Annotated in this window: 23 protein-coding genes; 13 read left to right on the forward strand and 10 right to left on the reverse strand. The window is 67.0% G+C overall.

Translation table 11 applies throughout. From position 1 onward, the window contains the following. Positions 1 to 14: 14 nt before the first annotated feature. The 4 genes from ACP7C5_RS09470 to ACP7C5_RS09485 all read left to right on the forward strand — a co-directional run bounded on the left by ACP7C5_RS09470 (position 15) and on the right by ACP7C5_RS09485 (position 5483). On the forward strand, positions 15 to 974 hold the full coding sequence (locus tag ACP7C5_RS09470; RefSeq protein WP_426264048.1) for a cobaltochelatase CobT-related protein: 960 nt from the start codon (positions 15 to 17) through the stop codon (positions 972 to 974). A 10-nt stretch (positions 975 to 984) separates the two neighbouring features. Further along, a complete protein-coding gene (locus ACP7C5_RS09475; protein ID WP_426264049.1) occupies positions 985 to 1161 on the forward strand; it encodes a hypothetical protein in 177 nt (58 codons plus the stop codon). Beyond that, a complete protein-coding gene (locus ACP7C5_RS09480; protein WP_426264275.1) occupies positions 1161 to 2387 on the forward strand; it encodes a threonine synthase in 1227 nt (408 codons plus the stop codon). The genes ACP7C5_RS09475 and ACP7C5_RS09480 overlap by 1 nt, the downstream gene beginning before the upstream one ends. Before the next feature lie 168 nt (positions 2388 to 2555). Beyond that, positions 2556 to 5483: a PAS domain-containing protein gene (locus ACP7C5_RS09485; protein ID WP_426264050.1), complete on the forward strand. Its 2928-nt coding sequence runs from the start codon at positions 2556 to 2558 to the stop codon at positions 5481 to 5483. A gap of 7 nt (positions 5484 to 5490) precedes the next feature. On the opposite strand, the gene ACP7C5_RS09490 is transcribed toward ACP7C5_RS09485, so the two are convergent. Beyond that, positions 5491 to 6630 (reverse strand): SET domain-containing protein, encoded by a 1140-nt coding sequence (locus ACP7C5_RS09490; RefSeq protein WP_426264051.1) that lies wholly within the window; start codon positions 6628 to 6630, stop codon positions 5491 to 5493. A gap of 110 nt (positions 6631 to 6740) precedes the next feature. Beyond that, complete coding sequence (gene dapE, locus ACP7C5_RS09495; RefSeq protein WP_426264052.1) at positions 6741 to 7877, reverse strand: succinyl-diaminopimelate desuccinylase; 1137 nt, start codon at positions 7875 to 7877, stop codon at positions 6741 to 6743. A 10-nt stretch (positions 7878 to 7887) separates the two neighbouring features. On the opposite strand from dapE, the gene ACP7C5_RS09500 reads away from it, so the two are divergent. Next, the gene (locus tag ACP7C5_RS09500; RefSeq protein WP_426264053.1) at positions 7888 to 8352 is read left to right on the forward strand and encodes a cupin domain-containing protein; all 465 of its coding nucleotides are present in this window, start codon (positions 7888 to 7890) and stop codon (positions 8350 to 8352) included. 130 nt (positions 8353 to 8482) lie between these two features. Here the strand turns inward: ACP7C5_RS09500 and ACP7C5_RS09505 are convergent, their stop codons facing one another. Further along, the gene (locus ACP7C5_RS09505; protein WP_426264054.1) at positions 8483 to 9151 is read right to left on the reverse strand and encodes a glutathione S-transferase family protein; all 669 of its coding nucleotides are present in this window, start codon (positions 9149 to 9151) and stop codon (positions 8483 to 8485) included. A 72-nt stretch (positions 9152 to 9223) separates the two neighbouring features. Between ACP7C5_RS09505 and ACP7C5_RS09510 the strand changes: the two genes are divergently transcribed. Together ACP7C5_RS09510 and ACP7C5_RS09515 are read left to right on the forward strand one after the other, a co-directional pair. Then, on the forward strand, positions 9224 to 10567 hold the full coding sequence (locus tag ACP7C5_RS09510) for a chloride channel protein (protein WP_426264055.1): 1344 nt from the start codon (positions 9224 to 9226) through the stop codon (positions 10565 to 10567). Then, complete coding sequence (locus tag ACP7C5_RS09515) at positions 10564 to 11031, forward strand: OsmC family protein (RefSeq protein WP_426264056.1); 468 nt, start codon at positions 10564 to 10566, stop codon at positions 11029 to 11031. The genes ACP7C5_RS09510 and ACP7C5_RS09515 overlap by 4 nt, the downstream gene beginning before the upstream one ends. A gap of 34 nt (positions 11032 to 11065) precedes the next feature. Here the strand turns inward: ACP7C5_RS09515 and yihA are convergent, their stop codons facing one another. The 6 genes from yihA to ACP7C5_RS09545 all read right to left on the reverse strand — a co-directional run bounded on the left by yihA (position 11066) and on the right by ACP7C5_RS09545 (position 14766). Next, a complete protein-coding gene (gene yihA / locus ACP7C5_RS09520; RefSeq protein WP_133186406.1) occupies positions 11066 to 11701 on the reverse strand; it encodes a ribosome biogenesis GTP-binding protein YihA/YsxC in 636 nt (211 codons plus the stop codon). Beyond that, positions 11698 to 13452 (reverse strand): membrane protein insertase YidC, encoded by a 1755-nt coding sequence (yidC, locus tag ACP7C5_RS09525; RefSeq protein WP_426264057.1) that lies wholly within the window; start codon positions 13450 to 13452, stop codon positions 11698 to 11700. Before yidC ends, yihA begins: the two co-directional genes overlap by 4 nt. A 34-nt stretch (positions 13453 to 13486) precedes the next feature. Next, on the reverse strand, positions 13487 to 13699 hold the full coding sequence (yidD, locus tag ACP7C5_RS09530; RefSeq protein ID WP_322162526.1) for a membrane protein insertion efficiency factor YidD: 213 nt from the start codon (positions 13697 to 13699) through the stop codon (positions 13487 to 13489). A 151-nt stretch (positions 13700 to 13850) separates the two neighbouring features. Further along, a complete protein-coding gene (gene rnpA, locus ACP7C5_RS09535; RefSeq protein WP_229839307.1) occupies positions 13851 to 14117 on the reverse strand; it encodes a ribonuclease P protein component in 267 nt (88 codons plus the stop codon). An 83-nt stretch (positions 14118 to 14200) separates the two neighbouring features. Continuing rightward, a complete protein-coding gene (rpmH, locus tag ACP7C5_RS09540) occupies positions 14201 to 14335 on the reverse strand; it encodes a 50S ribosomal protein L34 (RefSeq protein WP_010162954.1) in 135 nt (44 codons plus the stop codon). A 101-nt stretch (positions 14336 to 14436) separates the two neighbouring features. Further along, on the reverse strand, positions 14437 to 14766 hold the full coding sequence (locus ACP7C5_RS09545; RefSeq protein ID WP_426264058.1) for a hypothetical protein: 330 nt from the start codon (positions 14764 to 14766) through the stop codon (positions 14437 to 14439). Between the two features lie 140 nt (positions 14767 to 14906). Here ACP7C5_RS09545 and ACP7C5_RS09550 point away from each other — a divergent pair, with 140 nt between their 5' ends. Beyond that, positions 14907 to 16412 carry a YifB family Mg chelatase-like AAA ATPase gene (locus ACP7C5_RS09550; protein WP_426264059.1) on the forward strand — a complete coding sequence of 502 codons (1506 nt, stop codon included), beginning with the start codon at positions 14907 to 14909 and terminating at the stop codon, positions 16410 to 16412. 68 nt (positions 16413 to 16480) lie between these two features. Next, positions 16481 to 17014, forward strand: coding sequence for a DUF805 domain-containing protein (locus tag ACP7C5_RS09555; protein WP_426264060.1), 534 nt, complete (start codon positions 16481 to 16483; stop codon positions 17012 to 17014). A gap of 57 nt (positions 17015 to 17071) precedes the next feature. On the opposite strand, the gene ACP7C5_RS09560 is transcribed toward ACP7C5_RS09555, so the two are convergent. After that, positions 17072 to 18481 (reverse strand): helix-turn-helix domain-containing protein, encoded by a 1410-nt coding sequence (locus tag ACP7C5_RS09560; protein ID WP_426264061.1) that lies wholly within the window; start codon positions 18479 to 18481, stop codon positions 17072 to 17074. An 87-nt stretch (positions 18482 to 18568) separates the two neighbouring features. Between ACP7C5_RS09560 and ACP7C5_RS09565 the strand changes: the two genes are divergently transcribed. The 4 genes from ACP7C5_RS09565 to ACP7C5_RS09580 are packed head-to-tail and all read left to right on the forward strand — an operon-like array spanning position 18569 to position 23674. Beyond that, positions 18569 to 20095 (forward strand): acyl-CoA carboxylase subunit beta, encoded by a 1527-nt coding sequence (locus tag ACP7C5_RS09565; RefSeq protein ID WP_426264062.1) that lies wholly within the window; start codon positions 18569 to 18571, stop codon positions 20093 to 20095. Then, a complete protein-coding gene (scpA, locus tag ACP7C5_RS09570; RefSeq protein WP_426264063.1) occupies positions 20092 to 22233 on the forward strand; it encodes a methylmalonyl-CoA mutase in 2142 nt (713 codons plus the stop codon). The genes ACP7C5_RS09565 and scpA overlap by 4 nt, the downstream gene beginning before the upstream one ends. Continuing rightward, positions 22230 to 23324, forward strand: a complete 1095-nt coding sequence (bioB, locus tag ACP7C5_RS09575) for a biotin synthase BioB (RefSeq protein WP_426264064.1) — start codon at positions 22230 to 22232, stop codon at positions 23322 to 23324. The genes scpA and bioB overlap by 4 nt, the downstream gene beginning before the upstream one ends. Then, positions 23315 to 23674: a lysozyme inhibitor LprI family protein gene (locus ACP7C5_RS09580; protein WP_426264065.1), complete on the forward strand. Its 360-nt coding sequence runs from the start codon at positions 23315 to 23317 to the stop codon at positions 23672 to 23674. The genes bioB and ACP7C5_RS09580 overlap by 10 nt, the downstream gene beginning before the upstream one ends. Positions 23675 to 23716: the final 42 nt, after the last annotated feature.

Here is a 23716-nt window from a genome sequence, read left to right on the forward strand (position 1 = left end):
GCGAGGGGTGGCGCGTGGCCCAAGACCTGGCCAGCGTCGCCATTGCGGTGTTTTTTCTTTACCTTGCGGTGGCTTGGTCCCGACGAAAACGCCGCCGACACGATTGCGCGCCAGATCGGCCTGAGCAGCCGTACAGCGTCTACACGAAGGAGTTCGATCTCGCGCTGCGCGCGCGCGATGTGCCGTCGGTCTTGTCCGCGGATCCCTTTCTCAACGGAAAGGGATGGACCCTTAACGATCCGTCAGTATGGCGGAGGAAGGTTGCAACGGCGCAAGACATTGCGGCAGCGTACGAGCAATCCTGGCCTTCCACAGAGCAGGAAGACCGCCTCGACGACTGGGCGATTTGTTTTCTGGTCGATCAATCCGGGTCGATGCGCGACGAGCCGATCGCCCATGTAGCCGCTGCGCTGTCGTTAGAGGTCAAACGTCTTCTAGAGCGGGGTGCCCGCACCTCCGTGCTGGGGTTTTCCACCGTCGGCTGGCATGGCGGCAAGGCGCGGCAAAAGTGGCTGTTCAGCGACCAGCCGGGGCGCCCCGGGCGACTCTGCGCGCTGCTGCACGTGACATATCAGGAATTCAATGAAAAGCTGGAGCAGGAAGACTGGGAGGCCATGTTGCATCCTGATCTGCTCCGCGAAAACGTGGACGGCGAGGCGCTTGCGTGGGCGCTCAGGCGTGTTGAAGGCGATGCATCTCTTCGACGCGCTTTGATCGTTGTTTCAGACGGAGCACCGGTGGACGATGCCACGTTGACGCATAATGGGACGGGATATTTAGAGCGCCATCTTCAATCGGTTATTCGCGGTATCGAAGCCGACGAACAGATCCTTCTAGGCGCCGTAGGCGTTGGTTTTGATGTCGGTCGGTATTATGCGATGTCCGAATCTGCGACGGCGTTGGACGATTTGCCAGCAGCACTTCACACGGTTGTTACCCGTATGACAGCGCAAGCGACCCATCGGTCGGTATAAAGGATTGAAGATGAGTATCGATCTGCGATCTAAAGGCCCAATCCCGCTTGACGCATTCGTTGCGGAGATCGAGCGACGCCGCGCCGCGGCTGGCTACCCGGACATGCCGCGCAACGCCGGCAACCGCCGCACCGAAAGCAAGCGCGCGCTGCTAAAGGCAATCGAAGTTGCAGGGGGCAAGTGGTGATCAATTCGAACCTTACCGCCGACCGCTCGACCTTCGTCACGCATCTCGAATGCTCGATGACGGGCGAGCGCTACGAGGCCGATCAGCTCCACGGCCTGTCGCGCGTCGGGCGCCCGCTGCTCGTCCGCTACGATCTCGACGCGGTCAAAGCCGCGCTTCCCAAGGCGACGCTCGAATCGCGCCAGACCGATCTGTGGCGTTGGCGCGAGCTGCTGCCCGTGCGGCGGACAGAGAACATCGTCAGCCTCGGCGAGATCGAGACGCCGCTCGTGCCAATCCCGAAAAGCGTGGGCAGCGCGAACGTGCTGGTCAAGGACGAAGGCCGCTTGCCGACGGGCAGCTTCAAGGCGCGCGGGCTCGTGATGGCGGTGGCGATGGCGAAGGAGCTGGGCGTCACCCGGATCGCGATGCCGACCAACGGCAATGCCGGTGCCGCGCTCGCCGCCTATGCGACGCGCTGCGGGATCGAGACAATCGTGCTGGCGCCCGAGGAAACGCCAGAGATCAATATCCGCGAGATCGCCGCGCAGGGCGCGCGCGTGTACCGCGTCAACGGCCAGATCGATGATTGCGGCGCGATCGTCGGGCGCGGCGCCGCCGAGGGGCGCTGGTTCGATTTCTCGACCCTGAAGGAGCCCTACCGGATCGAGGGCAAGAAAACGATGGGGCTCGAGCTCGCCGCGCAATTCGGCTGGAAGCTCCCCGATGCGATCTTCTACCCGACTGGCGGCGGCACCGGGTTGATCGGCATGTGGAAGGCGTTCGACGAGCTCGAAAAGCTCGGCTGGATCGGCTCCGAGCGCCCGCGCATGTATGCTATCCAGGCAAGCGGCTGCGCGCCGATCGTCCGCGCGTTCGAGGCGGGCGAGGAACATGCCGAACGCTGGGAAGACGCCGCGACCGTCGCCGCCGGGATCCGCGTCCCCAAGGCGGTCGGCGATTTCCTGATCCTGCGCGCCGTCCGTGAAAGCGGTGGCAAGGCGCTCGGCGTCGGCGATCCCGCGATCCTCAAGGCGGTCGAGGATTGCGCGAAAAAGGACGGTTTGCTGCTCTGTCCCGAGGGCGGCGCGACGCTCGCCGCCTATCGCGCGGCGCTGCGCAGCGGCGAAGTCGATGAGGACGAGCGCGTCGTCCTGTTCAACTGCGCGACGGGCCTCAAATATCCGATGCCCGAGGCCAATGCCGCGGTCGATCGGTTTGGCGAGATCGATCTTGGCGCACTGTGAGGCACGCTAATATTGCTTAATTTTTTCGGCCGTATCGTGCCGTGTTGACAGCCTTGCCATGAGCTCGCACGCTTTGGTCGCCGCCGTCCGGCGCTGCCGTGCCCATGTGCGAGATCTGAGCCTATGGCCGTTGAACATCCCGTACCCGATCTCGTCCCGAGGTCAAATGTGGAATCGATCTCGGCAAAGCTGCGCTTTCTCGACGGTGCGGGGCCGATCGCGACGCTGTTGCGCACCCACGACTGGAGCGGGCATCCGCTCGGCCCCCCCGAGGATTGGCCCGCCACGCTCAAGCTGAGTGTCAGCCTGTGCCTGCGCGCGCGCTTCCCGAGCGCGGTCTATTGGGGGGCGGACTTCTGGCTGATCTTCAATGCTGCGTGGACCGGCATGGCCGGGCCCGACGCGTCGAAGCTCGCGCGTCCGGTGGCGGAGACGCGGCCTGAATTGTGGTCGATGATCGAGCCGCACTTCCGGCGGGCGTTCGAGACCGGCGAAGGCGCGACCTTCTCGTCACAGCCAGTGACGATGCTGCGCGACGGGGTACCGACGCTCACCTATTGGACCTATAACATTTCGCCGATCCAGGACGAGAACGGCACGGTCGTCGGCCTGTTCAACCAAGGCCTCGAGGTGACCGACTATGTCGAGACCGACAATGCCTTGCGCGCGGCGAAGCGCGAGCGCGATTTCATCCTGACCCTCGTCGAGGAACAGCGCATCCAGCCAAGCCCGGATGACGTCATGCAGCGCACGGCCGAGGCGTTGGGGCGGTTCCTCGAGGTCGACCGGGTCGGATTTTTCGAGGTCACGCCCGAGGATCTGCTGATCTACGGAGCATGCTGGGTCAGCGGACGCTTGCCGCCGCTGACGGGCACGACGCCTTCGGCGGTGTTCGGCAAGATCATCGGCAAGACCGTGCAACGCGGCAACACGCTGGTATTCAACGCTCCCGACGATCCGGCCGCGCCACCGCCGGCCGTCCTCGGCGCGATTGGGACCAAGGCCGGGCTGAGCGTTCCGCTGGTGCGTGGCGGCGCATTGCAAGGTGCGCTCTATGTCAGCCACGCCGAGCCGCGCGCGTGGACGCGTGGCGAGATCGCCTTGGTCGAGGAGGTCGCCGAGCTGAGCTGGGACGCGGTCGCGCGGATCCGCGCGGTGACCGAGTTACGCGCGCTCAACGCCGACCTTGCGCGCAAGGTCGCGGCGCGAACTGCGGAGCGCGATCAATTGTGGGAGTTCAGCACCGATCTGCTTGGCATTGCCGAGCAGGACGGGTCCTGGATAGCGGTTAATCCGGCGTGGGAGCGCTCGCTCGGCTGGTCGAACGAGGAGATCGTCGGGCGCGACAGCCGGTGGCTGCGACATCCCGACGACGAAGGCGGCAGCTCGGCCGAGATCGCGCAGATCGCGGCGGCCGGAACGACGCATCGGCTCGAACGGCGGCTACGCACGCGCGACGGCGGCTATCGTATTTTTGCCTGGCAGACGACGCTGGTCGGCGACCGGCTCTACACCAACGCGCGCGATATTACCGAGGAGCGGCGCCAGCAGGCCGCGTTGCGGGCTGCCGATGCCCGGACGCGGATCGTGCTCAACGCGATGGAGGGCATCGGGGTCTGGACCTATGACGTCGCGCGCGACCGGTTCGATGGCGAAATCGGCTTTGCCGAGCTGTACGGGTTTACCCCCGAGCAATTGGAAACGGGGGTCTCGCTCGCCGATGTCGCGGCGCGGGTCCATCCCGATGACCAAGCGATTCTGACGGCCGCCGTCGAGCTTGCGCGCAAGACCGGACAGGACGGCGCGCACGAATATCGCCTGCGGCTGCCCGATGGCAGCGTGCGCTGGGTGATGGCGCGCAACCATGTCCAGCACGACGCGGCTGGCGGACGGGAGACCGTCGTCGGCGTCGGCGTCGATGTCAGCCGCCAGCGCGAGCTCGAGGAGCGATTGCGCCAAGCACAGAAGATGGAAGCGGTTGGCCAGCTCACCGGGGGGCTCGCGCATGACTTCAACAATCTGCTGACGGGCATTTCGGGCGCGCTAGAGCTGATGCAGCTGCGGGTGACGCAGGGGCGCACCGAGGACTTGCCGCGCTATATCGCTGCGGCGCAGGCCGGCGCGGTGCGCGCGGCGGCGTTGACGCACCGGTTGCTCGCTTTCTCGCGCCGCCAGCCGCTCGATCCGCGCCCGGTCGATGTCCCGCAGCTGATCGCCGGGATGGAGGATCTCGTCCGTGGCACGCTCGGCCCGTCGATCACGCTCGAGATCGCCGCGCAGCCCAAAAGCTGGCCAGTGCTGGCCGACGCCAACCAGCTCGAGAATGCGCTGCTCAACCTGTGTATCAATGCGCGCGATGCGAGCCCGGCTGGGGGTACGGTGCGGATCACGGCGCATAACGAGACTTTCGATCCGTCCGCGGCGGCAGTGCGCGACCTCCCGCCCGGCGCATATCTCGTAGTGTGCGTCGCCGATTCGGGGACGGGGATGAGTGCCGACGTCATCGGCCGCGCGTTCGATCCGTTCTTCACGACCAAGCCGATCGGGCAGGGGACGGGGCTCGGCCTGTCGATGATCTACGGCTTCGTCCGGCAATCGGGTGGGCAGATCCAGATCCACTCAACGCTCGGCGAAGGGACGACGATCTGCCTGTATCTGCCACGGCATGACGGCGCGGTCGGTGACGGCGCGCCTGCGCAGGCGGGGCCCACGCTCGGCGCCGCGCGGCGCGGCGAGACCGTGCTCGTCGTCGATGACGAGCCGAGCGTGCGGATGCTGGTGAGCGAAGTGCTCGGCGAGCTCGGCTATGTCGCGCTCGAGGCCGAGACCGGCGCGGCGGCGCTCGAGCTGCTGCGTTCGGCCGAGCGGATCGATTTGCTGGTGACCGATGTCGGGCTGCCCGGCGGCCTCAACGGCCGGCAAGTCGCCGATGCGGCGCGGGTCGCGCGGCCGACGCTGCCGGTGCTGTTCATCACGGGCTTTGCCGAGAATGCGGTCGTCGGCGACGGCGCGCTCGAGCCGGGGATGGCGCTGCTCGCCAAGCCGTTCGCGATGGAGGCGCTGGTCGAGCGGATCCGCACGATGCTAGGGGCGTAGGGCTGCGCTACGCCGCCCGGTCGCGTGCCACCGCGTCGCGGCGGCGCAAATACGGCGCGACGAGATTGCGCGCGCGAAACCACTCCTGACGCTCCTGCGACAGCGTCGAGAAATTGCCGATGACGCGACGGCAGTCGGCGCTGCGGCACTGGCAGATCATGTGCCAGTTCGATTCGGCGAGCGTCGTCGAATAGTCCCACGCGATCTCCTCGCCCGCTGCGATGTCGCGCACCGCGACCAGCGTCACGCTGCCGCCGGCGAAGCGCAGGCCGGCATTGGGGTCGCAGCTATGGTTGATGAGATCGTCGATCTTGCCCGATGGCCCCATGAAATGCTGCGGCGTCACCTGGACGAAGCGATCGCTCGATCCGCGCATCAGGCTGGGCACCTGGTCGGCGCGGAAGCGGCGGCCGGTGAAGCGGATGATCGCATCGCCCTCGGCAAAGCCCTGCGCGGCATAGACCGCCTTGCCGAGATGCGTCTCACCGACCGCGAACAGATTGGCGGCGGGGCCGTACGCGTCAAGCACGTAGAAGCGGCCCTGCCGGAAGCCGAGCGAGCGCAGCGGGTTGATCGTCGCCAGGCCGACCATGAACCACACGCTCGCGTGGCACAGCGATTCGACGAGGATATAGGCATATTCGCCGACATGCTGGTCGCCGCTGCGTGTCGCGACGAGCAGCGTCGCAAGGTCGCCGATCGACCACAGGCCCCAGGCAGGCGAGCGTTCGCGCGTGCGGTCCTGCAGCACGCTTTGCCAAGTCGGCCAGAAGCTCACCGGCACCGCGACCACCACGAGCATATGTGCCCAGAAGGCATTGTGCGAGACGATCCACAGCGTCAGCGCGGCAAGGCAAGTGCCGGTGCAGAACAGCTCGCCGCGCGACGGCGCGCTCCACACCGAGCGGCGCCAGATCCCGATCGTCACCGCGGCGCATGCGAGAGCCGACAGCGCGAACACCCAGCCGGGGAGCGCGTTCGGGTTGACCGCGGCGTAGGTGGCGGCCTCGACGGTGGTGGCGGCGCTCCAGATCAGCCAGGAGGCGCGGTTGGGCTGGACGAGGTGCCGACGCAGCCCGACCAAGTACAGGCCATAGCCGGCCACGCTGCACGCGATCGCAATCAGGAACCAGGGATCGATCGGCATGCCCGCGCACCGTTAAGGTCAATTCGATGCGTATCGCATCTGCCGACTCGCGTCCACGAAAACGTAGGAATATCCACGAGTCGCACCGAAGCTCGATGATTTGGACTCGGTTAAAGCTGTGTGACCCGCGCGATGATCTCGGCATAGATCGCGGTGAGCGCGGTCATGTCGGCGAGCGCGACGGCTTCGTCGAGCTTGTGCATCGTTGCGTTGACCAGCCCGAATTCGACCGTCGGGCACAGCGCCGAGAGGAAACGCGCATCGGACGTCCCGCCCGTGGTCGACAGCGCGGGCGCGAAACCGGTCTGCGCTTCGATCGCGGCGCCGATCAGCGCGGAGAACGCGCCCGGCGCGGTGAGGAAGGCTTCGCCCGATATCCGCGCGGTGACGATCGCGGCGGGATCATGCCGATGGACGAGCGCTTCGATCCGCTCGACCAGAGCGCCCCCGCGCTGCTCGTCGTTGAAGCGGATGCTGAGCCGCGCGCTCGCCTTGGCCGGGATGATGTTGGTGGCCGGGTTGCCGACGGTGATGTCGGTGACTTCGATGTTCGACGGCTGGAACCAGGCATTGCCCGTGTCGAGCACGATGGCGTCGATCTCGGCGAGTATCGCGATCAGCCGCGGGATCGGATTGTCGGCGAGGTGGGGGTAGGCGACATGGCCCTGCTTGCCCGGCACCGCGATCCACAGATTGACCGAGCCACGGCGGCCGATCTTGACCATGTCGCCGAGCTTTGCCGACGAGGTCGGTTCGCCGACGAGGCAGAAATCGGGGCGGACGCCCGTTTCCGCCATCCGCTCGATCAGGCTGCGCGTGCCGTAGGTGGCGGGGCCTTCCTCGTCGCCGGTCAGGATCAAGCTGAGCGGGGCGGTCGGCTCGGCCGGGATCGCGGCGATGAAGGCGGCGATCGCGCCCTTCATGTCGACCGCACCGCGGCCGTAGAGCAGGTCGCCGCGGATCTCGGGCGCGAACGCGCCGCTCGTCCAGCCCTCGCCGGGGGGCACGACATCGAGATGCCCGGCAAAGGCGAGATGCGCGCCAGTGCCGCCGCGCGTCGCAAGCAGGTTCTCGACCGGGCCGTCGGGGGCTTCTCCGAGGGTGAAGCGATCGACCGTGAAGCCGAGCGGCACCAGCGCGGCTTCGACCACGTCGAACACGGTGCCCCGCGCCGGGGTCACGCTCTCGCAAGCGAGCAGCGCCTTGGCGAGGGTGACGCAATCGGGCAGGTTCGAGGTGCTATCCATGGAGGCGACATTGCCCAAGCTTGACCTCGATACAATCCCGCAAACCAACGCGACGGGCTATCCGCCGCCGTTCGATACGCCGGTGCAGGGGCGCTGGTACCGCCGGCTCGCGCCGCCTGCTGGGCTGACGCATTTCGGGGCGAGCCATGTCACGCTCGAACCCGGCGGCTGGTCGTCGCAGCGGCACTGGCATGCCGATGAGGACGAACTGGTCGTGATGCTGTCGGGCGAGGCGGTGCTGGTCGAGGACGGCGGCGAGACGCTCCTGCGTACGGGCGACGTCGCGACGTTCGCGGCCGGGGTCGCGGACGGGCACCATCTGCAGAACCGCAGCGACGTGCCGTGCGTCTATGTCGCGATCGGCGCGGGGCCGCGGCTGCAGGGCGGGGAGTATCCCGATATCGACATGCGCTTCCTGCCCGGCCGTTACGAGCGGAAGGACGGGACGCCGTATCCGACTGAGCGCGTGCCGTAGCGTCGCTTCTACCCAGGCTGAACCATGTGCCGTTCGCCCTGAGCCTGTCGAAGGGCACCTCGCAGCAGGCTGGCGTTCAGCGTGCTAAGAGCAGGGCTTCGACAGGCGCAGCCCGAACGGATTTGGGGTGTCAGGCCGTCGGCGCCGGCTGCTCGAATTGCTCGATCACCCATTCCTCTTCCTGCGCGCTCGCGATCCAGTCCTGCATAAACGGGTGGTGGAGCACCGCCTCCATATAGGGCGCGGCGAAGCGCGCGATCGGCAGGCTGTAGGTGACGATCCGCGTCACCACGGGCGCGTACATGATGTCGGCCGCGCCGAACGCGCCGAACAGGAAATCGCCCTCGCCGCCGAAGCGCGCGCGCGCCTGTGCCCACAGCTCCATGATCCGCTCGAGATCGGCGAGCACGTCGGCGTCGGGCTGGGCGGGCGGGAAGATCTGGCGGACGTTCATGCTGTGCTTGCGGCGCAGCGCGGTGAAGCTCGAATGCATCTCCGCCGCCATCGACCGCGCCATCGCGCGCGCGGCGTCATCGGCCGGCCAGAACAGGTCGCGCGAGGTCTTCTCGGCGAGGTATTCGACGATCGCGAGGCTGTCCCACACCACGGCGTCGCCATCCCACAGGATCGGCACCTTGCCCGAGGAGGGGGCGAATTCGTCGCCTTCGCGGCGCTTGTCCCACTCGGCGTCGTAGAGCGGGACGACGGCTTCTTCGAACAGCAGGCCCGATTGCTTGCACGCGAGCCAGCCGCGCAGCGACCAGGAGGAATAGGCCTTGTTGCCGATGATGAGTTTCATGGCCCCTGCCTAAGCGAGCGCGGAACGCCGCGCAACCGCATCCGCGGGTGGTGTCCAGCGCCGCAATCGCGCATGAGCGCGGGCATGAATCGCAATGCGCCTTATGCCGTCCGCCTCGTCTCGATCGTGTGGCGCCGACGCGGTGCGCGCCAGGCCGGGATGCAAATCGGTCGGTTGCGGCGGCGGCTGGCGACCGGTGTCGGCGCGGTACTGCTCGGGCTGGTCGCGTTGCTGTTTGCCGGGGCGAGCGACCGCGCGCAGGCGGTTTTCGGCGTGTTGGTCGCGCGCTTCCCGTATGCGCCGCTCGCTTTGACCCCGGCGGTGTTCGCGCTGGTCGTGTGGGTGACGCGCCGTACCGCGCCCTATGCCCGCGGATCGGGCATTCCGCAGGTGATTGCCGCCAGCCGCGCGCCCGATACGCCGCCGAGCAACGCGCTCGTCTCGCTGTGGACGGCGTGCGTCAAGCTCGTGCTGACGATCGTGATGCTGCTCGGCGGCGCGTCGGTCGGGCGCGAGGGGCCGACGGTGCAGATCAGCGCGGCGATCATGGTCAAGGTCCACCGCTATCTGCGCGTGCCGATCACCTCGGGCGTGCTGATCGCGGGCGGCGCAGCGGGCGTCGCGGCGGCGTTCAACACGCCGCTCGCCGGGGTTGCCTTCGCGATCGAGGAGCTTGCGGCCGCTTACGAACAGCGTGTCGCGGTGCTGGTGATGGGGGCGGTGATGATCGCGGGCCTGGTAAGCCTCGGGATTGCGGGCGACTATGTCTATTTCGGGGTGATGCACGAGACGCTGGGAGTGTCGGCGGTCTTGCTCGTCACCCCGGTTGCAGGCGTGCTCGGCGGTGCTGCGGGCGGGCTGTTCTCGCGGCTGGTGCTCGGTTTTGCGGGCGCGCGCTGGCGGCCGATCGCGGCGGCGCGGGCGCATCCGATCCTGTTCGCTGGCGGATGCGGGTTGGTTGTCGCGCTGCTCGGGATTGTCACCGGGGGCGCGACGTGGGGCACTGGCTATGGCGCGACGCGCGCCTTGGTCGAAGGGCTTGGCCAGTCGGACTGGTTCGGGCCGGCTAAGTTCCTCGCAGCGCTCGCCACGACGCTCAGCGGCGCGCCGGGCGGCATCTTCGCGCCGTCGCTCGCGGTGGGGGCGGGGTTCGGCAATCTGCTGACCGGGCTGTTTGCGGGTGAGCCGGCGGGTGCGGTCGTGCTGCTTGGCATGACCGCCTATTTCGTCGGCGTGGTGCGCGCGCCGCTGACCGCGGTGATCATCGTGATGGAGGCGACCGCGGCGCGCGGGCTGATCCTGCCGCTGTTCGCGACCGCGCTGATCGCCGATGCGGCGAGCACATTGGTGTGCCGTGAGCGGCTGTATCACGGGCTCGCCAAACCGTTCGTGGCGCTGGTGGAGGGTAAGGCATGACACAACACGATTTCACCGCGCGAATCGCCTGGACGGGCAACCGCGGGGCGGGGACCTCCACCTATCGCGGTTACGACCGGACGTGGGACATCGCGACGCCCGGTGGGGCGGTGGTGGCGTGCTCGAACGATCCGCGGCTCGGCGGCGATCCGGCGTTGCCCAACCCCGAGGACCTGTTGCTGGCTAGCTTAGCGGGGTGCCACATGCTGTGGTACCTGCACCTGGCGAGCGTCGCCGGCGTGGTGGTGACCGGCTATAGCGACGATCCGCTCGGCATGGGCGAGAGCGCGCCCGACGGCACCGGGTGCTTCGTCAAGGCAGTGCTGCGGCCTCGGATCGAGGTCGCGGCGGGGAGTGACCTGACGATGGCGGATGCGATCCACGCGCAGATCCACGCGCACTGCTTCATCGCGCGGTCGGTAAACTTTTCGGTCGAGGTAGCGGCAACCTACGTCGAGGTTTGAACCGCGTCGGTCGATGGACCGACGCGCGCAAGTCTCAGCGTACCGCCTCGATTACCGCTGCGCGCAGTTCGGGGATGCCGAGCCCGGTCTCGCTCGACGTCACTAGGATCTCGGGATGCGCTGCCGGGCGCTTGCGCGCTTCGACCGCGGTCGCCTCGGTCACCTCGACCAGCTCCGACGCCTTGATCTTGTCGGCCTTGGTGATGACCATGCGGTAGCTCACCGCCGCCTTGTCGAGCATCTCGAGGATGTCGCGATCGACCTCCTTGATGCCGTGGCGCGCGTCGATCAGCACCAGCGCGCGCTTGAGCACGTCGCGCCCGCGCAGGAAATCGTTGACCATGAAGCGCCACTTCTTGACCAGGTCCTTCGGCGCCTTGGCATAGCCATAGCCGGGCATGTCGACGAGGCGGAACGCCAGCGGATTGCCGACGTCGAAGAAGTTCAGCTCCTGCGTGCGGCCCGGCGTGTTCGAGGTGCGCGCGAGCGAGTTGCGGTTGGTCAGCGCGTTGAGCAGCGACGACTTGCCGACGTTCGAGCGGCCAGCGAAGGCGACTTCGTTGACCGTCGGCTCGGGGATAAACTCGAGCGTCGGCGCGGATTTGAGGAACGCGATCGGCCCGGCGAAGAGCTTGCGCGCAATCTCGATATCTTCTGGTTCGAAGCTCACTTCTTCACCGCCGGCTCTTTGAGGCCCGGGTGCCGCGCGTACAGCAGGCGCTGCTGCGCGACGGTCCACAGGTTCGAGGTGATCCAATAGACCTGCAGGCCGACCGCGAACGGCGCCATCACGAACATCAGCACCCACGGCATGATCGCGAACACCTGCTTCTGCGCGTCGTCCATCGGCGCCGGGTTCAACTTGAACTGGAAGAACATCGAGATGCCGAGCAGCACCGGCACGATGCCGATCGCGAGGAAGGGCGGCAGATGGTACGGCAAATATCCGAACGCATTGAGGATCGTCGCCGGGTCGGGCGCCGACAGATCGTGGATCCAGCCGACGAACGGCTGGTGGCGCATTTCGATCGTCAGCAGCAACACCTTGTACAGCGAATACATGATCGGGATCTGGATCAGCGTCGGCAGGCAGCCCGCGAGCGGGTTGACCTTCTCGGCCTTGTACAGCGCCATCACTTCCTGCTGCGCACGCGCCTTGTCGTCCTTATGCTTCTCCTGGATCGCCTTCATCTTCGGCTGGATCGCCTTCATCGCGGCCATCGAGGCGAACTGGCGCTGCGCGACCGGGAAGATCAGCGTGCGGATCGTGACGGTGAGCAGGATGATCGCAACACCGAAATTGCCGATCATGCGGAACAGCCAGTCGAGATATTTGAAGATCGGCTTTTCGACGACCTCGAACCAGCCCCAGTCGATCGCCTTGCCGAAATGCTGGATGCCGAGGCGATCCTCATAGCGGTCGAGCGTGTTGGTTTCCTTCGCACCTGCAAAGAACTTCGCGGTCGAGACGAGCGCCTTGCCCGGCGCGATGACGCGCGGCGCCTGTGTGAAATCGCCCTGGAAGGTGTCGCCATTGGCGGCGTGGAAGCCGGCATGGACCTGCGCCTTGGGGTCGGGGATCACGGCGGCGAGGAAATATTTGTCGCCAAAGCCGAGCCAGCCGCCCTTTGCGTCGAAGAAGTTGTCGCCGGCCTTGGCATTGCTGCCCCAGATGCGGCCCATGAAGGTCGCGTCCTTGCCCTTCAGATTGTCGAAGGTGATGTCGTAGGTCGCGCCTTTGTCGAACACGCCGATCGGGCCGATGTGATTGGTCCAGGTGTCGGGCTCGGTGCCGACGCCCGAGCGCGAGACGAGCGCATAGGGGCGCAGCGCTACGGCCGCGGGGCCGGCATTGCCGACGCTCTGGCGTACCGTGAACATGTATTTGTCGTCGATCGCGAAGGTGAGTGCGAAGACCTGGCCCTTGCCGTTCGCCCAGCGCAGCGTGACCGGCGTGGTGGGGGTTAGCGCACCACCGCTCGCGGTGAAGACCGTGTCGCCGTTGGGGACGCTGACGCCGTCGCCATTCCAGCCGAAGCCCGCGAAATAGGCATCCTTGGTACCGCGCGGCGACAGCAAGCGGATCGGCGGCGAATTCTTGTCGATCGTCTGCTTGTACTTGGTCAGCGTCAGATCATCGATCCGCGCGCCCTTGAGGTTGATCGAGCCTTGGAGGTCGGCGGTGCGGATCGGCACGCGCGGGCTCTCGGCCTGGACGATCTTGAGATCGCGCACGGCCGCGGCACCCGTCGCGGCAGGGCCGGTCGGCGTGGCGACGACCTGGCTCTTGCCGTCGACCAGCTTGGTGGCAGGCGGGTTCGCCGCGCGCGGGAAGAAGCGCGCCGACAGGAAATTGCCGCCGAACAGGATGATCGCGGCGAGCACCGCGAACAGGATGAAATTGCGGGTGTCTTGTTTCACGCTGGCGTTATCCGTTCGTCACTCGCGGGAGTCTTCAGGGCACGGGATCGGGGCCGAACCCGCCCCAGGGATGGCATCGCGCGATTCGCTTGGCCGCCAACCACCCACCTTTCACCGCGCCATAGCGACGTAAGGCGGTGATTGCATAGGCGGAACAGCTTGGCTGATAGCGGCAGGTAGGCGGAAGGATCGCCGAAGGGCCGATCTGCCAGCCTCGGACGAGCAGCACGAGCAGGCGGGTCAGCATGGCTGCGCTCCGGCGCGAATCGCCCATCGGTCACCCCGGCCTTGTGCCGGGGTCCACCGGGCGGCTCGCGCATCCCATGCAATCCGGGCGTTGCGCGGGGTGCGAAGTGGGCCCCGGCACAAGGCCGGGGTGGCAGTGGCGGGCGTGGGGCTCACCGCGCCACCTTCGCCAGCGCCTTGATCAGCTCGGCGCGGAGCACGGCATAATCGCGCTCGATCCCGCCATTGCGGCCGATCAGCACATGGTCGGCCCCGCGCACGCCCGAATCGGGGAGCACATCACGCGCCAAAGCGCGCAACCGGCGTTTCATCCGGTTCCGCACCACGGCATTGCCGATTTTCTTGGTTACGGTGAAGCCGACACGCATGTCGCTCGATCCGTCGTCGCGGGCGCGCACCTGCAGGACAAAGCCCGGCATCGGCGCTCGCTTGCCAGCATTCGCCGCGAGAAAATCGCGGCGAATCTGCAATGTCCGTATGTCGGCTCCGCCGACGGGGTCGCTTAGGCCGACAGCTTCTTGCGGCCGCGGTTGCGGCGCGCGCGAATCACGTTGCGGCCGCCTGGCGTCGCCATGCGCGAGCGGAACCCGTGGCGGCGTGCGCGCACCAGATTGCTCGGCTGAAAGGTCCGCTTCATCGTTCATTCCCTAAAATTCTGCCCGGGGCACGTCTAAATAGAAAACGGCCGCCACGAGGACGGCCTTGGTGGGCTGCGCTTAACGACCGACCTGCGCAAAGTCAACGCGGGCGATCGTTCGACGGCGGGGCGAGAATCTCGGCGAGGCGCTGGCGTAAGGTCGGCGGCGGACCCTCGGGCATCACCGCCTTGTCGCGCGCACGGCGGCGCGCCGCGCTTTTGCGGCGCAGCCCCATGTCGGCATAATGGCCGAGCGCTGGCCAGCGACGTTTGGTGTCGACAAATATCCGCTTAGTGCGGTGCGAATTCTGCAACATCAGCGCAAGGCCTGCGGCGAACACGAAAATGCCGCCCGGCCCGGGAATCGCGCCGACCAGCGGCGAGAGAATCACCAGGACGACGCCCGTGGAAAACCACAGCGTACGGAGCATCGGGTGGCGTTGCGGCTTCATTGTCGTCCGATGTGGGTCGCGCGGGCCTGTTCGGCAAGGCGCGATCGCGCCACGCCAGCACGCCCGCTATCGTCACGGGCAAAAGACGTTATGCTGTCAGCACTTGCTGAGGGGTGGGGATGGTCGCGAGCGTGTCGACGGTGGCGTATCTCGGGCTCGAGGCGCGTGCCGTCGAGGTCCAGGTGCAACTCATTCCCGGATTGCCGGGCTTCTATGTCGTCGGGCTTGGCGACAAAGCGGTCGGCGAGAGTCGCGAGCGCGTGCGCGGCGCGATCGCGGCGATGGGGCTGGCGCTGCCGCCCAAGCGGATCGTGGTCAATCTCTCGCCCGCCGACTTGCCCAAGGAAGGATCGCATTTCGACTTGCCGATCGCGCTCGGGTTGCTCGCCGCGATGGGCGTGGTCGATGCCGAGACGCTGAGCGACTATCTCGTCGTCGGCGAACTGAGCCTCGACGCACGGATTGCGCCGTCGCCGGGGGTGTTGCTCGCGGCGCTGCATGCCTCCGAGCGTGGGCTCGGGCTGATCTGCCCGGCAGCGCAGGGCGCCGAGGCAGCATGGGCGGGGCAGGCGGTGCTCGCCGCGCCCGACATTCTGTCGCTGATCAACCATTTCAAGGGGTACGGCCTGCTCGGTGCACCGCAGCCGGGCACGGTCGAGGCGGCGCTTGCCGGACCCGATTTGCGCCAGGTCAAGGGACAGGAAACCGCCAAGCGCGCGCTCGAGATCGCGGCGGCTGGCGGGCACAATCTGCTGATGGTCGGCCCGCCGGGGTCGGGCAAGTCGCTGATGGCGTCGTGCCTGCCCGGCATCCTGCCGCCGCTTGATCCGGCCGAGGCGCTCGAAGTGTCGATGGTGGCAAGCGTCGCGGGCACGCTGACTGGCGGGCGCCTGACTCGGTCGCGGCCGTACCGCGCGCCGCATCATTCGGCGTCGATGGCGGCGCTGGTCGGCGGTGGATTGAAGGTCAAGCCGGGCGAGGTCAGCCTCGCGCATCTCGGCGTGTTGTTCCTCGACGAACTGCCCGAGTTCCAGCGCGCGGTGCTCGATTCGCTGCGCCAGCCGCTCGAGACCGGAACGGTCAGCGTCGCGCGCGCCAACGCGCACGTCACTTTCCCGGCGCGCGTCCAGTTGATCGCGGCGATGAATCCGTGCCGCTGCGGGCATCTCGGCGATGCCGCTTTGGCGTGCTCGCGCGCGCCGCGCTGTGCCGCGGATTACCAGGCGAAGGTGTCGGGCCCGCTACTCGACCGGATCGATTTGCATGTCGAAGTGCCGGCGGTGAGCGCGGCGGATCTCGTGCTGCCGCCGCCTGCCGAAGGTTCGGCCGAGGTCGCGGCGCGCGTTGCGACGGCGCGCGGCGTCCAGACGCTGCGCTACGCCGATCACCCGGTGCGCACCAATGCCGAGGCCGATGGCGAATTGCTCGATGCGGTCGCGACGCCCGACGAGTCCGGGCGCGCGTTGCTGGCGCAGGCATCGGCGGCGATGCGGCTGTCGGCGCGGGGCTATACGCGCATCCTGCGCGTCGCGCGGACGATCGCCGATCTCGCCGGGGCCGAGCAGGTCGGGCGGCTGCACGTCGCCGAGGCGTTAAGCTATCGCCGGCAAGCGCCGCGTAATTGAAGGACTTGCTCCCGCAATGTTTGGCCGCAACACTATGAGCATGCGCAGCCCGCGCCAGGGGACAGACGATGGAATGGATGATCTTGCCGTTGAAGCGCTACGCGCACTTCAATGGCCGCTCGCGCCGCAAGGAATATTGGATGTGGATCCTGTTCCAGGTGATCGTCGGCATCGTGCTCAGCTTCATCGATGCAGCGCTCGGGCTTGGCGGACAGGCCACCGGCACGACGAGTGCAGTGCCGGGTAGCGTCGCTGCGGCGGGCAATCTGCGCGGCGGGATCCTCAGCAATATCTTCTCGCTTGCGGTGCTGCTGCCCAACATCGCGGTCGCGGTGCGGCGGATGCACGACATCGACCGCAGCGGCTGGTACATCCTGCTGCCGATGGTCCCGGTATTCGTCGCGATCTTCGCTGTGGCGGGCAACGCGGCGTCGGGAAACATGGGCGTGATGATTCTGGCAGGCGTCGCCGGGCTTGCCGCGCTGGTCTGCAGCATCCTCGTGTTCGTCTGGTATTGCACCGCCGGCACGCCGGGCCCGAACCGCTTCGGCAACGATCCCAAGGCGGACGTCCCTGCCGATCTGGCGCGCACCTTCGAGTAATCGGCACCGTCGCGTGACGCGGGAACGGCGCGGCGATCGGGGCTGTCGCCCCCACCGCTACGGCGTGGTGCGGAGCTCGTAGGGGATCCGCCCGCGCCGGTCGGGATCGATGTGCAAGTCGCTCGCGGCCGGCGGGAAGGCGCGCTGGTCGCAATCGGCGCGCGGGCAGACGCGGCACGAGCTGCCGATCGGCGTCGCGCCGCTGTCGGTGCGCAAGCCATCGGCATAGACGAAGGCCGACGCGTACCGCTCCTCGCAGCCGAGCGCGACGGCGTAGCGGCGCGGGGCTCGCGTGTAGCTGTTCGACGGTTTGACGAGCCCCTTCGCCATCGAGACGTAGCGCACGCTGTCGGGCGTTTCGGCGAGCTGGACGAGGATGCGATCGGGGATCGCCACGGCTTCGTGCACCACCCAGAGCGGACAGGCCCCGCCGAAGCGCGCAAATTCGAGTCGTGTCGCCGAATGCCGCTTGGTGATGTTGCCGGCCATGTCGACGCGGCAGAAGAAGACGGGGATGCCGAGCGCGCCAGGGCGCTGGAGCGTCGAGAGGCGGTGGCAGGTTTGCTCGAAGCTCGTCCCGAACTGGAGCCGGAGCTGGTCGACATCGTGGCGACATTCGCGCGCGGCCTGGCGGAAGGCGAGATACGGCATCAGCAATGCCCCGGCGGCGTAATTGGTGATGCCCGCGCCGAGCAGTTGGCGTCCGACGCTCGTCTGCGATCCGCGCGCGGCGATGCTCGCGACGAGATCGCCGAATTCGAGCCGCGCGAGCTGATACGCGACCGAGAACAGGATGCTCTCCGCCGGCTGCGACGGATCGACATGCAGCACGCCCGCCGGATCGAACGCGCGGATCGCGGTGTCGCCCTTTGCGATCGGCGCGACGCGCACGCCGAACCGGTCGAGCAGCCGCGCCTCGATCTGCTGCAGCGCCGGGCCGTCGGCGAATTCGGCGGCGATCCGCTCGGCGGCGCGGTCGATCTCGTCGATGTAGTTCTGCTGCGCGTGAAACCAGTCGCGCACTTCTTCCCACGGCAGGCGGCGTGCGCTGCCCTCGGCGCCGACCTGATCGTCGAGCGCGCGCAATTGCGCGAGATTTGCGCGCTGCGTCGCATAGAGCGCGGCGAGGCGGCGCGCGATCAACGGGTGCTGGCGGATGACGCGTTCGATATCGCTGAGATCACCAACGACGTCGCCGACGCTCGGGTCCGAGCAGGCGTCGATCACATCCGACAGCAGCGTCTCGGTCTCGCTCGGGTCGATCGCCGACCAGTCATGCGGATAGTGCGTCGCGAGCGCTGCCAGCACGTTGCCCGTGATCGGCCGGTCGCCGCTCTCGATCTGCGACAGATACGACACCGAGATGGCGAGTGCCCGCGCCATCTCGGCCTGGCTCAAGCCGAGCTGCTTGCGCACCGCGCGGACACGGTAGCCGTCGAACGATCGGCGCGATTGGGGAACGGGCATTGTGAAGTTTCCACACGCGTATTTGCAAAACCACATTTGCATAGTGCGCGCAGAGCGGCAAGACGAGCGCGACCTAAGGGAGTGCGCATGTCTTCGACCCTCGCCGAACTGGACCGCAAGCGCGAAGCCGCCCGCATGGGTGGCGGTGAAAAGCGCATCGCCGCGCAACACGCCAAGGGCAAGCTGACCGCGCGCGAGCGGCTCAATGTCCTGCTCGACGAGGGCTCGTTCGAGGAGCTCGACATGTATGTCGAGCATAATTGCGTCGATTTCGGAATGCAGGACCAGATCATCCCGGGCGACGGCGTCGTCACGGGGTCGGGCACGATCAACGGCCGGCTGGTGTTCGTCTTCTCGCAGGATTTCACCGTGTTCGGCGGTTCGCTCAGCGAGCGTCATGCGCAGAAGATCTGCAAGATCATGGACATGGCGCTCAAGGTCGGCGCGCCGGTGATCGGGCTCAACGACAGCGGCGGCGCGCGCATCCAGGAGGGCGTCGCATCGCTCGGCGGCTATGCCGAAGTGTTCCAGCGCAATGTGCTGGCGAGCGGCGTCGTGCCGCAAATCTCTCTCATCATGGGGCCATGCGCCGGGGGTGCCGTCTATTCCCCGGCGATGACCGACTTCATCTTCATGGTGAAGGATAGTTCCTACATGTTCGTCACCGGCCCAGATGTAGTGAAGACCGTTACCAACGAGATCGTCACGCAGGAGGAACTGGGTGGAGCGGTGACGCATACCACGAAGTCGGGGGTCGCCGACGTGGCCTTCGAGAACGATATCGAGGCGCTGCTCGCGGCCCGCGACTTCGTGGATTTCCTTCCCGCCTCGAACCGCGAAGCGTCGCCCGAACGGCCATCGTCGGACCCGTGGGACCGGATCGAGCACAGCCTCGACCAGTTGGTGCCGGCCAGCGCCAACCAGCCGTACGACATGCACGAGCTGATCCGGAAGACGGTCGACGAGGGCGATTTCTTCGAGGTCCAGCCGACGCATGCCGGCAATATCATCATCGGGTTCGGGCGGATCGAGGGACGCACCGTCGGTTTCGTCGCCAACCAGCCGATGGTGCTCGCCGGCTGCCTCGACATCAATTCGTCGAAGAAGGCGGCGCGCTTCGTGCGCTTCTGCGACGCGTTCGAGATCCCGATCGTCACCTTCGTCGATGTGCCGGGCTTCCTGCCGGGCACCGCGCAGGAATTGAACGGCATCATCAAGCATGGCGCCAAGCTGCTGTTCGCCTATGCCGAGGCGACCGTGCCGAAGATCACGGTGATTACGCGGAAAGCTTACGGCGGCGCGTATGACGTGATGGCGTCGAAGCATCTGCGCGGCGACCTCAATTATGCCTGGCCGACCGCCGAGATCGCGGTGATGGGCGCGAAGGGTGCGGTCGAGATCATCTTCCGCGGCCGCTCGCCCGAGGAGATCGCCGAGCAGACCGCGCAGTACGAGGCGCGCTTCGCCAACCCGTTCGTCGCGGCGAGCAAGGGGTTCATCGACGAGGTGATCCAGCCGCACTCGACGCGCCGCCGCATCGCGCTTGGCTTGCGCAAGCTGCGCGGCAAGGCGCTCGAAAACCCGTGGAAAAAGCACGACAACATCCCATTATGACCGACAAACCAACGCTGAGCGACTGGCAGGCGGCTGCTGCCAAGGAAGTCAAAGGTCGCGACCTGACCTGGCAGACGCCCGAGGGAATTGCGGTCAAGCCGCTGTATACCGCGGCCGATGTCGAGGGGATCGATCCCGGCCTGCCGGGCTTCGCGCCCTTTACGCGCGGGGTGCGCGCGTCGATGTATGCGGGGCGGCCGTGGACGATCCGGCAATATGCCGGCTTCTCGACCGCCGAGGCTTCGAACGCCTTCTACCGCCGCAACCTGGCGGCTGGGCAAAAGGGGCTGTCGGTCGCGTTCGATCTGGCGACGCATCGCGGGTATGACTCAGACCATCCGCGCGTCACCGGCGATGTCGGCAAGGCGGGCGTGGCGATCGATACGATCGACGACATGAAGATCCTGTTCGACGGCATTCCGCTCGACAAGATGTCGGTCTCGATGACGATGAACGGCGCGGTGATCCCGATCCTCGCCTTCTTCATCGTCGCGGGCGAGGAGCAGGGCGTGCCTCAGGCGCTTCTCGACGGGACCATCCAGAACGACATCCTCAAGGAGTTCATGGTCCGCAACACCTACATCTACCCGCCCGAGCCGAGCATGCGGATCATCTCGGACATCATCGCCTACACCTCGGCGCATATGCCCAAGTTCAATTCGATCTCGATTTCCGGCTATCACATGCAGGAAGCGGGCGCGACGCAGCTGCAGGAGCTGGCGTTCACGATCGCCGACGGGCGCGAGTACGCCAAGGCGGCGATGGCATCGGGGCTCGATCTCGACGCGTTTGCCGGGCGGCTGTCGTTCTTCTTCGCGATCGGCATGAACTTTTTCATGGAAGTCGCCAAGCTGCGCGCCGCGCGCAAACTGTGGCACCGCGTGATGACCGATCTTGGCGCCAAGGACGAGCGCTCGAAGATGCTGCGCACGCATTGCCAGACGAGCGGCGTGTCGCTGACCGAGCAGGATCCGTACAACAACGTCATCCGCACCACGGTCGAGGCGATGGCGGCGATGCTGGGGGGGACGCAAAGTCTCCACACCAATGCGCTCGACGAGGCGATCGCGCTGCCGACCGATTTCTCGGCGCGGATCGCGCGCAACACGCAGATCGTGCTGCAGGAAGAGACGGGGATGACCAAGGTCGTCGATCCGCTCGGTGGTTCTTATTACATCGAGGCGCTGACCGAGGAGCTGGTCGACAAGGCGTGGGAGATCATCCAGCGCGTCGAGGCCGAGGGCGGTATGGCGCAGGCGGTCGCGGCGGGCTGGCCCAAGGCGATGATCGAGGAAGCCTCGGCCGGCCGCGCGGCGCGCGTCGACAAGGGCGAGGACGTCATCGTCGGCGTCAACAAGTACAAGCTCGCCGAGCAGGACCCGATCGACATTCTCGACGTCGACAATGTCGCGGTGCGCGAATCGCAGATCGCGCGGATCGCGCGGTCGAAGGCTGGGCGCGACGAGGCGAAATGCACGGCGGCGCTCGACGCGTTGCGCGAAGGCGCGCGCGGTACGACCAATGTGCTCGCGATCGCGGTCGAATGCGCCCGCCAGCGCGCGACGCTCGGCGAGATTTCCTCCGCCATGGAGGATATCTTCGGCCGCTACGACACAGTCCCCACCCCGGTGTCGGGCATTTACGGCGGCGCGCACGAGTTCGACGCGGCCTGGCAGGGGCTCAAGGAAGGCGTCGTCTCGCTCGAGACGCGCAACGGCCGCCGTCCGCGCATGCTCGTCGCCAAGATGGGGCAGGACGGGCATGACCGCGGCGCGAACCTCGTGTCGTCGGCGTTTGGCGACCTCGGGTTCGACGTGGTGCCGGGGCCGTTGTTCCAGACGCCGTCCGAAGCCGCCAAGCTCGCGATCGAAAGCGATGTCGACGTGGTCGGCGCATCGTCGCTCGCGGCGGGGCACAAGACGCTGATCCCAGAGCTGATCGGGCATCTGCGCGAGGCCGGACGCGGCGACATCAAGGTGATCGCGGGCGGGGTGATCCCGGCGCAGGATTATCAAGTGTTGCGCGACGCCGGCGTGCAGGGGATTTTCGGGCCCGGGACCAATCTGGTCGAGGCGGCGGGCGAAGTGTTGCGGTTGCTGGGGCACAACATGCCGCCGGTCGAGGAAGATGTGAAATGACTGTAGATACGCTCCGTCACCCCGGACTTGTTCCGGGGTCCACCGCCCCACACGCGCCGACCTTGCAAGCTGAGGCGGAACAGGTCCGGGGTGACGAAGTGCGAACCGACTGGACCCGCGCCGAGATCGCCGCTTTGTTCGATCTCCCCTTCGACGAACTGATGTTCCGCGCCCAGACCACGCACCGCGCACACCACGCTGCGGGGCAGGTGCAGCTCTGCACGCTCTTGTCGATCAAGACCGGCGGCTGCCCCGAGGATTGCGGCTATTGCAACCAGTCCGCCTCGGCCGAGACCGAGCTCAAGGCGAGCAAGCTGATGGACGTCCGCGCCGTGCTGCAATCCGCCGCGCAGGCACGCGACGCGGGGAGCCAGCGCTTCTGCATGGGCGCCGCCTGGCGCAACCCCAAGGACAAGGACATGCCCGCGATCATCGAGATGGTGCAGGGCGTCCGCCAGATGGGGATGGAGACCTGCATGACGCTCGGCATGCTGACGCCCGCCCAGGCCGAGCAGCTCGCCGAAGCGGGGCTCGATTACTACAACCACAACATCGACACCTCGCCGGAAAAATACGCCGAGGTCATCACGACGCGGACCTTCCAGGACCGGCTCGACACGCTCGAGAACGTGCGTGAGGCGGGCATCAATGTCTGCTGCGGCGGGATCGTCGGGATGGGCGAGACGCGCGCCGATCGCGTCGGTTTCGTCCATGCGCTCGCTACGCTGCCGCGCCATCCCGAGAGCGTGCCGGTCAATGCGCTGGTGCCGGTCAAGGGCACCGTGCTCGGCAACATGCTCGCCGACACGCCGCTCGCCGCGATCGACGACATCGAGTTCGTCCGCACGGTTGCGGTCGCGCGCGTCACGATGCCGCTGAGCATGGTGCGGCTGTCGGCGGGGCGCGAGAGCATGTCCGAGGCGACGCAGGCTTTGTGCTTCATGGCGGGCGCGAACTCGATCTTCACCGGCGACAAGCTGCTCACCACGGGCAATGCCGGCGACGACAAGGACGCCGCACTGCTGGCGAAGCTCGGGCTCGTCCCGATGGTCGGCGAGGAACCGATGCGGAAGGAAAAGACGTGCTGCTGATCGCGCTGCTTCTCACCGCCGCGCCGATCCAGACCCAGGCAGCGATGAACCGCAGCACGGGTGCAAGCTACGCGCAGGCCGACGCCGCGATGACCGCGCAGTGGAAGCGGACCTATGCCTATATGAAGGGCCGCGATGCGCAGGACACGTCGCGCGGCGGCGGGTTCGGTTATGCGGGCGCCTTGCTCGAGAGCCAGCGCGCCTGGCTCAAGTATCGCGATACGCAGTGCGTCATCGAGGGCGGGCAATATGCCGGCGGATCGGCGCAAGGCATGACGATGGCGGCGTGCCGGACCGACCTGACGCGAGCGCGGACGGCGCAACTGAAATCGATGATCTGGTACCAGTGATGACGAGTTCCCTTCCCGGTTACGGGAGGGGTTAGGGGGAGG

This window comes from Sphingomonas sp. PWP1-2 (assembly GCF_049898305.1).
Taxonomy (GTDB): Bacteria; Pseudomonadota; Alphaproteobacteria; order Sphingomonadales; family Sphingomonadaceae; genus Sphingomonas; species Sphingomonas glacialis.